The following is a 13,543-nucleotide window of genomic DNA, read 5'->3' as shown; positions in this document are numbered from 1 at the left end:
GCCGTACTCAAGTACAGCCTGCGGCTAGTTTCCTAGTTTGCTCTTTGATTTTCATTGAGTATACGATGTGACAACGTGAAAATCGTTAGAGCATTTTATATAGAATATACATGGGAATGGGGCTTACTCCCATTCCCATATTTGATAGAAAAAGAGGAACTCAATGCTACATTATACAAAAGAAGATTTGCTCGAATTGGGTGCAGAAATCACTACACGTGAAATCTACCAACAACCAGATGTATGGAGAGAAGCTTTTGAATCTTATCAAGCAAAACGTGAAGAAATTGCAGTCTTCCTGCAAGGGATTGCGGATAAACATGACTATATCAAGGTTATTTTGACAGGTGCGGGGACTTCTGCTTATGTGGGAGATACCTTGCTACCTTACTTTAAGGAAGTCTATGACGAACGCAAATGGAATTTCAATGCCATTGCGACAACAGATATTGTTGCCAATCCAGAAATTTATTTGAAAAAAGATGTGGCGACTGTCCTTGTATCTTTTGCTCGTAGTGGGAACTCGCCTGAAAGTGTGGCAACTGTTGACTTGGCTAAGGCCTTGGTGGATGAGCTTTATCAAGTGACGATTACTTGTGCAGCAGATGGTAAATTGGCTCTTCAAGCTCATGGCGATGAACGCAATCTCTTGCTGTTACAACCTGCTGCTTCAAATGACGCTGGCTTTGCCATGACTTCTAGCTTTACGTCTATGATGTTAACAGCTCTCTTGGTCTTTGATCCTACAGAATTTGCTGTGAAAGCTGAACGTTTTGAAGTTGTGTCTAGCCTTGCGCGTAAAATTCTAGACAATGCAGCAGATGTTAAAGAGCTTGTTGACCTTGACTTTAACCGTGTTATCTATCTGGGTGCTGGTCCTTTCTTTGGACTTGCTCATGAAGCTCAGCTCAAGATTTTGGAACTAACAGCTGGTCAGGTTGCGACCATGTATGAAAGCCCAGTCGGCTTCCGTCACGGTCCAAAATCTCTTATCAACGAAGATACAGTTGTTTTGGTCTTTGGTACAACAACAGACTACACTCGTAAGTACGACTTGGACTTGGTTCGTGAAGTGGCTGGTGATCAGATTGCTCGTCGTGTTGTGCTTTTGAGTGATCAAGCCTTTGGTCTTGAAAATGTCAAAGAAGTGGCCCTTGGTTGTGGCGGTGTCTTGAACGATATTTACCGTGTCTTCCCTTACATCGTTTATGCCCAACTCTTTGCCCTATTGACCTCACTTAAAGTAGAAAATAAACCTGATACACCGTCTCCTACAGGTACCGTAAACCGTGTGGTACAAGGTGTTATCATCCACGAATATCAAAAGTAATACTGCGTTTATGAATTCTTGACAAGAGGATTTGTATATCATCAGATAAACCATAGATTGTCAGTAGGCTTTCTATGGTTTGTTTGCTTGAGAGAAATAGTAAAAGGAGAACAGAATGAAAGCATACACAGAGCGTGTATTTGGAAATGTTGAGGGCAAGGATGTCTTGGCCTATCGATTTGAGACAGACAGTGGCTACCAGCTTGAGGTTATGACTTATGGTGCGACCATCTTGCGCTATGTCACACCTGACAAGGCTGGAAATTTTGCTAATGTTATCTTGGGATTTGATGACTTTGACAGCTATGTAGGCAATAGTCCTAAGCATGGAGCGAGCGTCGGTCCAGTAGCAGGGCGTATTGCAGGTGCGAGTTTTGAATTAAATGGCAAGACCTATGACCTTGAAGTCAACAATGCTAGCAACTGTAACCATAGTGGTTCAACTGGTTGGGATTCCAGCTTGTTTGAACTAGTTGAAGTGAGCGACCATGGCTTGACCCTCTACACAGAGCGGACAGATGGGACAGGAGGATTTCCTGGAAATCTTAAGATTTGGATCAGTTATCACTTGGAAGAAACTGGTGCCTATGAAATCAGCTACAAGGTAACGACCGATCAGGATACGCTGGTCAATCCGACCAACCACAGCTATTTCAACTTGTCTGGTGATTTCACAAAGACGATTGACCGCCATGTCTTCCAACTAAACACAGAGGGCATTTATCCAATCGCTCCCGACGGTGTTCCAGCCAAAACTCCAGATGCTGATCGTGATGTGGTCAAACACATCTACAATGGTGCCTTATTGAAAGACATCTTTGCAGAAGAAGATGAGCAAATCCAGCTGGTATCTGGCTTAGATCATCCATTTGCCCTTCCTGCAGACCATGACAATGCTGGTTTCCTTTATGACCAAAACTCAGGTCGCTTCCTGCTTTTCAAGACAGAGGCTCCTTGCTTTGTGGTCTACACAGCAAACTTTGTGGATGAGAGTGTACTTGTGGCTGGTCAGCCAATGATTCAGCACAATGGGATTGCCCTTGAAGCGCAAGCTTTACCAGATGCCATTCACAGTAACCTCAAAGACCAAGTCATTCTCAAAGCCGGTCAAACCTTCACCAGTAAGACACGTTATGAACTTGTTGTGAAGTAAAGAATGAAGCTTCTACTTTTCGGAGGAAATAGCATTTGCCTCATGACATTGGTAGAAACGGGCAAAGAGTAGGGAAATATGATATAATTTAATATTGAAAATACCTGTCCTATCTAAAGGATAAAAGGAGAAAAAGATGAAGAAAATTGTATTTGCTAGTGCCTTGGCCTTGACCTTGGCTGGAGCAGTTTTTACAACTGATGTTTTTGCGAATGACAGATTGGTGGCAACACAATCTATTAATGGTAAAAATGAAAATGTATTGACCTCAGAGGTGCTAAAACCTTCTAGTGGCAACGTTTTGGTTGGAATCAAGGGAGAATTTTTAACCCCAGATAAACAAGCTATTTTGGATGCGATTAATAAGATTCGTAAGGAAGCAGCTGATGAAGGTTTGGTAGATAAGTATGTCCCTATCAAATGGTCTACTGATCTTGAGAAAACTGCTTTTGTACGCGCTACTGAGGTGTCAGTAACTCTGAAACCTGAGCGTCTTTCTACGAAAGAAATCTGGACTGCTTTTCCATCTAGTAATAGTATAAGAGGAGAAGCATTAGATGTGAACTATGAAGGTTTTCTAAAAGCAATTGAAAACTGGCATGCTGAGAAGGCGAATTATGTAGCGAAAAAGAAGGGTGGAACCTCTAAAGAATTTACAGGTTATTATGAGGTTTTGATCAATTCTAAATTTACCTATGTGGGTCTCGCAGCCTTTAAAAACGCAGCTAGCTCTCAGCAAGTAGCGACGATTTCTTTAGCTTTAGGTGATGATGCTTCTTCAGAGGAATTGGCTGGTGGATATGGCTCTGCTATTCAGTATACAGAAGTGACTGCCTCAAACCTTTCGACCGTTAAAAGTAAAGCTACGGTTGTAGAAAAACCACTGAAAGATTTTAGAGCATCTACATCTAGTCAGTCTGGCTGGGTACAATCTAATGGGAAATGGTATTTTTATGAGTCTGGTGATCTGAAGACAGGCTGGGTAAAAACAGGTGGTAAATGGTACTACTTGAATGATTTAGGTGTCATGCAGACTGGATTTGTAAGAGTAGATGGAGCATGGTATTTCCTTGATAGTTCAGGCGCGATGTTTACAGGCTGGGGAACAGATGGTAGCAGATGGTTCTACTTTGACGGCTCAGGAGCTATGAAGACAGGCTGGTACAAGGAAAATGGCACTTGGTATTACCTTGACGAAGCAGGTGTCATGAAGACAGGTTGGTTTAAAGTAGGCAAGTACTGGTACTATGCATATGGTTCAGGAGCTTTGGCAGTCAGCACAACAACACCAGATGGTTACCGTGTAAATGGTAATGGTGAATGGGTTAACTAGGCTGAAGATAGTAAGTCATAGGTAAAGTATTTATCTTACTTAGTCCAAAAAGAATGAACGATAAGAAAGAGGTTGATGGCAAACATTGACCTCTTTTGTAGTTTGGATAGTGGACTGATTTTAGAAGAGTATAAATTTTCCCACAATAAAAGCATGATAGCAAATGTTCAAAAACTTTGCTATCATGCCTTTGTCATAGATTGCGCTTATGTTTTTCTTCTCACATTGAGTGTTTATCCAGTTTCTTTTAGAGATTCTAATCTACAAATTCTTTCTCTTCTTGGCATTTTTTGTCAAGGAAACCTGGTAAGTATCTTGTTCTTTAGTGAGGTAATTGATGATTTGGAAATCGTTAGTTTGAGCCTTGAAATCCACTTCATAGACAGTAGTGACTTGTTGTCCATCATGGCTGGTATCAATGGAGATGAGGTCTAACTCAGTACAGAATTGTGCCAGTCCAGATTGGATAGTTTGGAGTTTCTTATCTTGGTTGGCAATTGTGATGGTTAATAGTCTACGACGTTGGTGGTTACTCTTGCTTTGTTGTTTTTCCAAAAGAAGCCATACCGCTAAGATAAAGACGGTGAAGAGAAACGCTAGGGCTAGGTAGCCGGTCCCTGCTGCCAGCCCGATAATCATGGCAAGGAAGATAGCAATTAGTTCCCGTGAGCCACTGGTAGCTGAACGGAAACGAATGAGGCTAAAGGTTCCTGCAACAGCGATAGAGGTTCCTAAGCTGCCATTTACCAGAAATATGACCAAGGTCATCAAGCAGGGGAGTAGGGTCAAACTAACAGCAAATTCCCGTGTATAGAGGGTACGGTGTTTGTAAGCCCAGGTCAGCGCCAAACCTAAAATCAGGCTGACCAAGAGAGCCAGAAAGAGCTGGATAGGATTGGCAGTGGCAGTTGTGTCGTTGAAGATAGAGTTGAAAAGATTAGACATAAGTAGTACCTACACTTTCTGTGCTTGGTCGTGGGCTATAGTCCAGCCCCTGAGACTTGTGGTAGGCGCAGCTGTATTTTGAAAATTTCTGCTCTACCAGTCCATATTGGTCGAGAATATCTTGTAGCCATTGGGGTTTTCTACCAGGTGCTTTGATTTCCATGATAACAATGTCCTCGTTTAGTAGAGGGAAACCGTCCTTTCCTGAAAATAAACTGACATTCTCATCACGATAGGTTAGATTTTGGTCAATGGTGACACGAATTTTATTGTAGGGAAATCCGCTAATTTCTTTCTTTTCCTTGAGAGAAAAGCGGTCGTAGTAGATATACATACGAGGGATGATGGCTTGTTGATATTCCTCTTGGAGTCGCTGGATTTTTTCAATCATCATTTGGTCCTTGATGCTGCTATCCAGCTGTCCTTTGGTCATAAACTGGGTGATAGACTGGGGAGTCGACAAGAGACGATATTTTCGCCCGACACCAGTCCTGTCCTTGGATTTGATTTCTAAAAATACCTGACTATCAGGTTGGACGTGACTGAGATAGGTTCGCATCCGAATCTTTTCTTTGCGCTTAGTACCTTGGCTATCATCCTGAATCATATCAAATTGCTCTGTATCAAAGTAAATATTAGAAATGGTAGATGTTGGATAATCATCCTCGACGAGGTATGTTTTTAAGTCTTCTATTAAATCAGCCAAGTCCGTCTTGGCAACGACATATTTGGTTTCAATTCGTTTAAAGCTTGTTTCAATTGGTTTCATAAATCCTGTCTCCTTTATCAAACTGTTTCAGCACTCTATCTTATTAGCAGATAGGTGTGTCTGGGCAAGTTAAACTTGCTTGTAATTAGTCTAGGGAACTTTCCTAAAACTTTTGTTAAAGATAACTTAACTGAAACTGAACTTAAGAAAACTTTCAGAAAAAGTTTAGATTTTTTTCAGACTTCCCCTGTAAACTAAGCTCAAGCTAAATGAAGGCGAGGAAAAAAGTGTGAAATCAAAAAAATGGACTCTAATCTTAACCAGTTTAACAGCTTTGACCTTGATGACAGCTTGTGGGCAGTCAACGACCAAGTCAAGTACAACTGCAGCGGCAGATACTACTGCCATCACAACTTCAACTAAAAACAGTCAATCTTCTTACTTTACAGAAAAGGACTACGACACTTCTTATGATGAAAGTACAGCTTCTAAGATTGAGTTATCTGGCTCATCTGTAAGTGTCTCTGGAGAAGGTGTAACGGTTTCTGGCTCAACGGTGACCATCTCAAAAGCAGGTACCTATGTGATTTCAGGTCAGTCTGACGGAGTGCAGATTAAAATTGCAGCTGATAAGTCTGATGATGTGAAACTTGTTCTAAAAGGTGCCACCATGACTAATACCAATGCAGCAATTTCTGCGACATCAGCCGGTCATGTCTACCTGACTCTGGCAGAGGGAACCACCAACAGTCTCTCTGACTCAAGCTCTAACAGTGATGAAAAGGCAAACGCCGCTCTCTTTTCTAAGGTTGATTTGACCATCAACGGGAAAGGAACTCTCAATGTAGATGGCAAGAAAAGTAATGCGATTAAGGCAAATGATACGCTTCACATCACGGGTGGAACCTTTAACATCACATCAGTTGGCGATGCCTTTAATGTCAATGATGAACTTAATATCACTGGTACAACCATGACCATCGATGCCAAGGAAGATGGTGTCAAAGTTGACAATGATGACGATTTGACTGTCGGAAATATGTATTTGGCGAACAATACTATAACAGTCACAGCAGGCGATGACGGCATTCACGCTTCTGGAAATCTAGTGATTGATAGTGGTACTTACACAGTCAAGAATGCGACTGAAGGAATTGAAGGGAAAGCCATTACGATCAATGGTGGCGATATCAATGTCTACTCGACAGATGATGGAGTCAATGCAGCTAATAAAAATGCCCAGCAAAGTGATATTTACTTTACCATGACAGGTGGTAATCTAACTGTAGAAGTCGGTCAAGGGGATACAGATCCGATTGACTCAAACGGAAATATCACAGTGACAGGTGGAACCATTAAATTGATAGGCCAATCAGGCTTTGACTTCGATGGAACAGCAACCTACACAGGTGGGGATATCTACATCAACGGCGAAAAACAAACTGATATTGTCAATTCTATGCCTGGAGGCGGTGGACCGAATGGAGGTCCTCAAGGCGGCGGTCCAGCCCCTGGCGGACGAGGATAAACAGAAAAGGATAGCTTTTTAAGAGAAATGTTATCCTTTTTATATCGGTGATAGATTGATATATTACGAGTGATTTTGCAATTGTTAGGCTACCCGTCTTTGTTTACTGACTCAAGTCCTCAGCTTCCTCCTTGACACTCCGTCAATTTTTGATACAATAGTACAAAATTAGAGGAGGTAGGCTATGATTCAGAAACATGCGATTCCTATTTTAGAGTTTGATGACAATTCTCAGGCGGTCATCATGCCCAATCACGAGGGGCTGGATTTGCACTTGCCCAAGAAGTGTGTCTATGCTTTTTTAGGTGAGGAGATTGACCGCTATGCGAGGGCAGTAGGGGCGGAATGTGTCGGCGAATTCGTTTCTGCCACCAAGACCTATCCAGTCTATGTCGTGAACTACAAGGGCGAGAAAATTTGTCTGGCTCAGGCTCCTGTTGGTTCTGCCTCAGCAGCTCAGTTTATGGATTGGTTGATTGGCTATGGTGTGGAGCAGATTATTTCCACCGGAACCTGTGGTGTGCTAACCGATATAGAAGAGAACGCCTTTCTTGTCCCTGTCCGGGCTCTACGAGATGAAGGAGCTAGTTATCACTATGTGGCACCTTCTCGTTATATGGAAATGCAGCCAGAGGCTATTGCTGCCATTGAGCAAGTTTTGGAGGCCAGAGGGATTCCTTATGAAGAAGTCATGACCTGGACGACAGATGGGTTTTACCGAGAAACGGCTGAAAAGGTGGCTTATCGCAAGGAAGAAGGCTGTGCTGTTGTGGAGATGGAGTGTTCTGCACTTGCGGCAGTAGCCCAACTGCGTGGGATTCTTTGGGGAGAGTTGTTGTTCACAGCTGATTCCTTAGCAGACTTGGACCAGTACGATAGTCGTGACTGGGGCTCGGAAGCTTTTGATAAGGCTTTGGAACTCTGTCTTGAAATAGCCTCTCAGATCTAGCTCCTCTCCTTCTTTTTATGGTACAATGGATATATGTTATTCAAATTATTTGTGAAAAAAATTGAAAGAGCCTTGGGCGGACTTTCGCCAGCTCGTCGGATTTTTTTAAGTTTCGCTGGAGTTATTTTTATAGGTTCTCTTCTTTTGAGCTTACCTTTTGTTCAGGTAAGTGATTCGCAGGCTACTTATTTTGACCATCTCTTTACGACGGTGTCCATGGTCTGTGTGACTGGCCTTTTTACGCAACCAGTGGCTACTACCTATAATGTCTGGGGGCAGTTGATTTGTATGTTCTTGATACAGATTGGTGGTCTGGGGCTCATGACTTTTATCGGGGTCTTTTATATTCAGGGGAAGCAAAAGCTCAGTCTTCGCAGTCGTGAAACCATTCAGGAGAGTTTTAGTTATGGGGAGACTCGGTCGCTGAAGGCCTTTATGCGGTCTATCTTTTTGACGACTTTTTTGGTGGAGGGCTTGGGTGCCTTCCTGTTAAGTTTCCGTTTTATTCCTGAGTTCGGCTGGGGACGAGGCATTTTTACCTCTATCTTTTTAGCCATTTCAGCCTTTTGTAATGCTGGTTTTGATAATTTTGGCAGTAGCAGTTTAGTGGCTTTTCAGACGGATCCCTTGATCAATCTGGTCATTGCTGGCTTGATTATCACAGGTGGTCTTGGCTTTATGGTCTGGTTTGACTTGGCAACACAGTTTGATAAGAAGAAAAAACGCCGTCTGCGGTTCCACACCAAGCTGGTCCTCTTCTTGACCGCAGGGATTTTGCTGTTTGGGACGGTATCCACACTCTTTACGGAGTGGCACAATCCAGGAACCATTGGCAATCTCAGCGTTCCAGAGAAGGTGCTGGTTAGCTTTTTCCAAACCGTTAGCATGAGAACAGCTGGCTTTGCTTCTATTGACTATACACAAGCTCGGTCTGTGACCTTGTTTATCTATATCTTACAGATGTTTCTCGGAGGGGCGCCTGGAGGAACGGCTGGGGGGCTCAAGATTACCACATTTTTTGTCCTCTTGGTCTTTGCGCGTAGTGAATTGTTGGGCTTACCTCATGCTAATGTTGCGCAGAGAACCATTGAGGCTCGAACAGTCCAAAAATCCTTTAGTGTCTTCATTATCTTTTTGATGACCTTCTTGTTGGGCTTGATGTTGTTGGGAATTACAGCAGAAGGAACACCGCGATTTATCTACCTCATGTTTGAGACCATTTCAGCTCTTGCGACAGTTGGGGTAACGGCAAATCTGACACCAGAATTGGGCAAGCTAGCTCTCAGCATTGTCATGGTGCTCATGTTTATCGGCCGTATCGGTCCCTTGACCTTGCTGGTTAGTCTAGCGGATTACCAGCCAGATAAGAAAGATTTGATTCAGTATATGAAAGCAGATATTAGTATTGGATAAGAAAGGAAGAATGATGTCAGATCGTACGATTGGAATTTTAGGCTTGGGGATTTTCGGGAGTAGTGTCCTAACGGCCCTAGCTAAGCAAGATATGAATATCATTGCCATTGACGACCACGCCGAGCGCATCAATCAATTTGAGCCAGTTTTGGCGCGTGGAGTTGTGGGCGATATTACAGATGAGGAACTCCTCAGAACTGCAGGTATTGATACCTGTGATACAGTTGTGGTGGCAACAGGGGAAAATCTAGAGTCGAGTGTGCTTGCAGTCATGCATTGTAAGAGTTTGGGGGTACCAAGGGTTATTGCAAAGGTCAAAAGCCAGACAGCTAAGAAGGTGCTAGAAAAAATCGGTGCTGACTCGGTGATTTCACCTGAGTATGAAATGGGGCAGTCCCTAGCGCAGACCATTCTCTTTCATAACAATGTTGATGTCTTTCAGCTGGATAAAAATGTGTCTATCGTGGAGATGAAAATTCCGAGTGTTTGGGCAGGTCAAAGTCTGAGTAAATTAGACCTCCGTGGCAAATACAATCTGAATATTTTGGGTTTCCGAGAGCAGGAAAATTCCCCATTGGATGTTGAATTTGGACCAGATGACCTCTTGAAAGCAGATACCTATATTTTGGCGGTCATCAACAACCAGTATTTGGATACTCTAGCAGCATTAAATTCGTAAAAGAGGGAGCTTCCCTCTTTTTTGATGCCTAAGATGGCAAAGAGAGACAGAAGCCTTGTATTCTAGTAAAAGTTCTTCAAAGGCTGGACTTTATGGTAAAATAGAAAGAAGTGACAAGAGAGAGTAATACTCAATGAAAATCAAAGATCAAACTAGGAAACTAGCCGCAGGCTGCTCAAAACACTGTTTTGAGGTTGCAGATAGAACTGACGAAGTCAGTCACATCTATACGGCAAGGCGACGTTGACGCGGTTTGAAGAGATTTTCGAAGAGTATAAGAAAAAATCAGTCCCCTAAAGGAGCAGATTATGAAGTTATTGTCTATCGCCATTCCTAGCTATAATGCTGCAGCCTATCTTCATTACTGTGTGGAGTCGCTAGTGATTGGTGGTGAGCAAGTTGAGATTTTGATTATCAATGACGGATCTCAGGATCAGACTCAGGAAATCGCTGAGCGTTTAGCTAGCAAGTATCCTAACATCGTTAGAGTTATTCATCAGGAAAATAAGGGCCATGGAGGTGCTGTCAATCGCGGCTTGGCGGAGGCTTCTGGGCGCTATTTTAAAGTAGTTGACAGTGATGACTGGGTGGATCCTCGTGCCTACTTGAAAATTTTGGAAACCTTGCAGGAACTTGAGAGCAAGGGTCAAGAGGTTGATGCCTTTGTGACTAATTTTGTTTACGAAAAGGAAGGTCAGTCTCGTAAGAAGAGTATGAGTTATGAGTCAGTCTTGCCTGTCCAGCAGATTTTTGGCTGGGATCAGGTTGGAAATTTCTCAAAAGGCCAGTATATCATGATGCACTCGCTGATTTACCGGACAGATTTGTTGCGAGCGAGCCAGTTCCAATTGCCTGAGCATACCTTTTATGTCGATAATCTCTTTGTCTTTACCCCCCTTCAGCAGGTCAAGACCATGTACTATTTACCTGTTGATTTCTATCGTTATTTGATTGGGCGTGAGGACCAGTCTGTCAATGAGCAAGTGATGATTAAGCGAATTGACCAGCAACTCAAGGTTAATCGTCTTTTAGTAGACCAGCTTGATTTGTCCCAAGTGAGTCATCCCAAAATGAAAGAATACTTGCTGAATCATATTGAAATCACGACGGTTATTTCCAGTGCCTTGCTCAACCGATCTGGAACAGCGGAGCATCTGGCAAAAAAACGGGAGCTGTGGACCTATATTCAGCAGGAAAATCCAGAGGTATTTCAGGCCATTCGCAAAACCATGCTCAGCCGTTTGACCAAACATTCAGTCTTGCCAGCTCGCAAACTTTCCAATGTCGTCTATCAAATCACCAAGTCTGTTTATGGATTTAATTAATATAAGTATTTTATAAGAGGGATTTAAGAAAAATTTTAACTTTTTCTTAATCCTTTTTAATTTCAGGAGATTATACTAGAGTCATCAAATAAAGAAAAACTCTAAGGAGAATCCTATGAAATTCAATCCAAATCAAAGATATACTCGTTGGTCTATTCGCCGTCTCAGTGTCGGTGTTGCCTCAGTTGTTGTGGCTAGTGGCTTCTTTGTCCTAGTTGGTCAACCAAGTTCTGTACGTGCCGATGGGCTCAATCCGACCCCTGCTCAAGTAGTGCCAGACGCAGATTCTGCAAGTGAAAAGAGCGACTTGCCAGCAGAACTTCTCAAAGAAGCAGTCGCTACAGCTCTTCCTTCAGAACAGGTAGACTCAACACCTAAAGCAAGCTTGGATACTACAAGCTCTCCAGAAAAAGTGAGTATAGCTGATAAAGACCAAGTGGTAGCGCCAAAAGAAGAAGTGCAAGCAAAACCAGAATCTAAGAAAGAAACAGAAGATGCGGTTAAACCTGCGACAAATCCTGCTCCTGCAGTCTCTGGACAAGACCGTGAAGCAAGTGAGGCTCAACCAGCAACTACTCCAGCTGAAGTTCAAAAAGGTGTGGCTGACAACACCAAAGACACGGTAGACGTTCCAGCAACATACTTGGACAAAGCTAACTTCCCTGGTCCATTCACAGCTGGTGTCAACCAAGTCATTCCATACGAATTCTTCGCCGGTGACGGTATGTTAACTCGCCTTATTTTGAAAGCCTCAGACAAGGCTCCATGGTCAGACAACGGCTCAGCCAAAAATCCCGCCCTTCCACCAGTAGAAAAATTAGGCAAAGGTCTCTATTTCTATGAAGTGGATTTGGCAGGAACTCAAGGTAAATCAGACAAAGATTTGCTAGACCTCTTGAAACAAAACGGCACTCAAAGCTATAAAGCCACTATCAAGGTATACGGTGCCAAAGATGGCAAGGCAGATTTGAGCAATCTCGTAGCGACAAAAGATTTGGATGTCAACTTGAACGGCTTAACCACTCCAGCTGAAGTGCAAAAAGGCGTGGCCGATAACACCAAAGACACAGTAGATGTTCCAGCCACTTACTTGGACAAAGCTAACTTCCCAGGCCCATTCACAGCTGGTGTCAACCAAGTCATCCCATATGAATTCTTCGCCGGTGACGGTATGTTAACTCGTCTGATTTTGAAAGCCTCAGACAAGGCTCCATGGTCAGACAACGGTTCAGCTAAAAACCCCGCTCTCCCACCAGTAGAAAAATTGGGCAAAGGTCTTTACTTCTATGAAGTGGATTTGGCAGGTACCCAAGGTAAATCTGACAAAGAGCTTCTAGACCTCTTGAAACAAAATGGTACACAAAGCTACAAGGCAACCATCAAAGTGTACGGTGCTAAAGATGGCAAAGCAGACTTGAGCAACCTCGTAGCGACAAAAGATTTGGATGTCAATTTGAACGGCTTGACTACTCCAGCTGAAGTGCAAAAAGGCGTAGCCGACAACACCAAAGACACAGTAGATGTTCCAGCTACATACTTGGACAAAGCCAACTTCCCAGGCCCATTTACAGCTGGTGTTAATCAAGTTATTCCATACGAACTTTTCGCTGGTGATGGTATGTTGACTCGTCTTATCTTGAAAGCTTCTGACAAGGCTCCATGGTCAGACAACGGTTCAGCTAAAAATCCCGCCCTTCCACCAGTAGAAAAATTGGGCAAAGGTCTCTACTTCTATGAAGTGGATTTGGCAGGTACTCAAGGAAAATCTGATAAAGATTTGTTAGACCTCTTGAAACAAAATGGTACTCAAAGTTATAAAGCTACCATCAAGGTATATGGTGCGAAAGATGGCAAGGCCGACTTGAGCAACCTTGTAGCGACTAAGGATTTGGATGTCAACTTGAATGGCTTGACTACCCCAGCCGAAGTGCAAAAAGGCGTGGCTGACAATACTAAAGACACAGTAGACGTTCCAGCTACTTACTTGGATAAAGCCAACTTCCCAGGCCCATTCACAGCCGGTGTCAACCAAGTTATTCCATATGAATTCTTCGCTGGTGACGGTATGTTAACTCGCCTTATCTTGAAAGCATCAGACAAAGCCCCATGGTCAGACAACGGTTCAGCTAAAAATCCAGCTCTCCCACCAGTAGAAAAATTAGGCAAAGGTCTCTACTTC

Annotated in this window: 11 protein-coding genes; 9 read left to right on the top strand and 2 right to left on the bottom strand. The window is 43.1% G+C overall.

What is annotated here, in order from left to right; genetic code table 11:
- The first annotated feature begins 163 nt into the window (after nt 1-163).
- From ADH54_RS06660 to ADH54_RS06650, 3 genes are all read left to right on the top strand, one after another.
- Complete coding sequence (locus tag ADH54_RS06660; protein WP_049524520.1) at nt 164-1,330, top strand: SIS domain-containing protein; 1,167 nt, start codon at nt 164-166, stop codon at nt 1,328-1,330.
- 115 nt (nt 1,331-1,445) lie between these two features.
- On the top strand, nt 1,446-2,483 hold the full coding sequence (locus ADH54_RS06655; protein WP_049524519.1) for an aldose epimerase family protein: 1,038 nt from the start codon (nt 1,446-1,448) through the stop codon (nt 2,481-2,483).
- Between the two features lie 136 nt (nt 2,484-2,619).
- Nucleotides 2,620-3,816, top strand: a complete 1,197-nt coding sequence (locus tag ADH54_RS06650) for a CAP domain-containing protein (protein WP_049524518.1) — start codon at nt 2,620-2,622, stop codon at nt 3,814-3,816.
- A gap of 261 nt (nt 3,817-4,077) precedes the next feature.
- Here the strand turns inward: ADH54_RS06650 and ADH54_RS06645 are convergent, their stop codons facing one another.
- Together ADH54_RS06645 and ADH54_RS06640 are read right to left on the bottom strand one after the other, a co-directional pair.
- A complete protein-coding gene (locus ADH54_RS06645) occupies nt 4,078-4,761 on the bottom strand; it encodes a DUF4956 domain-containing protein (RefSeq protein ID WP_049524517.1) in 684 nt (227 codons plus the stop codon).
- Entirely contained in the window at nt 4,754-5,530 is a 777-nt protein-coding gene (locus ADH54_RS06640) for a polyphosphate polymerase domain-containing protein (RefSeq protein WP_049524516.1), read from the bottom strand. The genes ADH54_RS06645 and ADH54_RS06640 overlap by 8 nt, the downstream gene beginning before the upstream one ends.
- 229 nt (nt 5,531-5,759) lie before the next feature.
- Between ADH54_RS06640 and ADH54_RS06635 the strand changes: the two genes are divergently transcribed.
- The 6 genes from ADH54_RS06635 to ADH54_RS06605 form a co-directional block, all read left to right on the top strand.
- Nucleotides 5,760-6,998, top strand: coding sequence for a carbohydrate-binding domain-containing protein (locus tag ADH54_RS06635; RefSeq protein ID WP_049524515.1), 1,239 nt, complete (start codon nt 5,760-5,762; stop codon nt 6,996-6,998).
- A gap of 184 nt (nt 6,999-7,182) precedes the next feature.
- Complete coding sequence (locus ADH54_RS06630) at nt 7,183-7,947, top strand: nucleoside phosphorylase (RefSeq protein ID WP_049524514.1); 765 nt, start codon at nt 7,183-7,185, stop codon at nt 7,945-7,947.
- Nucleotides 7,948-7,980: 33 nt separating this feature from the next.
- The gene (locus ADH54_RS06625) at nt 7,981-9,360 is read left to right on the top strand and encodes a TrkH family potassium uptake protein (RefSeq protein ID WP_049524513.1); all 1,380 of its coding nucleotides are present in this window, start codon (nt 7,981-7,983) and stop codon (nt 9,358-9,360) included.
- A gap of 13 nt (nt 9,361-9,373) precedes the next feature.
- Complete coding sequence (locus ADH54_RS06620) at nt 9,374-10,039, top strand: potassium channel family protein (protein WP_049524512.1); 666 nt, start codon at nt 9,374-9,376, stop codon at nt 10,037-10,039.
- 308 nt (nt 10,040-10,347) lie between these two features.
- Nucleotides 10,348-11,364, top strand: coding sequence for a glycosyltransferase family 2 protein (locus ADH54_RS06610; protein WP_049524511.1), 1,017 nt, complete (start codon nt 10,348-10,350; stop codon nt 11,362-11,364).
- A gap of 115 nt (nt 11,365-11,479) precedes the next feature.
- Nucleotides 11,480-13,543: SSURE domain-containing protein (locus ADH54_RS06605; RefSeq protein ID WP_049524510.1), on the top strand; the 2,064-nt coding region annotated here is incomplete at its 3' end.

Source organism: Streptococcus pseudopneumoniae (assembly GCF_001072315.1).
Lineage (GTDB): Bacteria > Bacillota > Bacilli > Lactobacillales > Streptococcaceae > Streptococcus > Streptococcus pseudopneumoniae_R.
The sequence above is the reverse complement of the archived record's forward strand: the minus strand, read 5'-3'. Positions and strand labels throughout refer to the sequence as shown.

Excerpts from the sequence above, each read along its gene's own strand:
- ADH54_RS06625 (WP_049524513.1), top strand. The coding sequence starts at position 7,981 with ATGTTATTCAAATTATTTGTGAAAAAAATTGAAAGAGCCTTGGGCGGA.
- ADH54_RS06610 (WP_049524511.1), top strand. The coding sequence starts at position 10,348 with ATGAAGTTATTGTCTATCGCCATTCCTAGCTATAATGCTGCAGCCTAT.
- ADH54_RS06630 (WP_049524514.1), top strand. The coding sequence starts at position 7,183 with ATGATTCAGAAACATGCGATTCCTATTTTAGAGTTTGATGACAATTCT.
- ADH54_RS06640 (WP_049524516.1), bottom strand. The coding sequence starts at position 5,530 with ATGAAACCAATTGAAACAAGCTTTAAACGAATTGAAACCAAATATGTC.
- ADH54_RS06655 (WP_049524519.1), top strand. The coding sequence starts at position 1,446 with ATGAAAGCATACACAGAGCGTGTATTTGGAAATGTTGAGGGCAAGGAT.
- ADH54_RS06645 (WP_049524517.1), bottom strand. The coding sequence starts at position 4,761 with ATGTCTAATCTTTTCAACTCTATCTTCAACGACACAACTGCCACTGCC.
- ADH54_RS06660 (WP_049524520.1), top strand. The coding sequence starts at position 164 with ATGCTACATTATACAAAAGAAGATTTGCTCGAATTGGGTGCAGAAATC.
- ADH54_RS06650 (WP_049524518.1), top strand. The coding sequence starts at position 2,620 with ATGAAGAAAATTGTATTTGCTAGTGCCTTGGCCTTGACCTTGGCTGGA.
- ADH54_RS06620 (WP_049524512.1), top strand. The coding sequence starts at position 9,374 with ATGTCAGATCGTACGATTGGAATTTTAGGCTTGGGGATTTTCGGGAGT.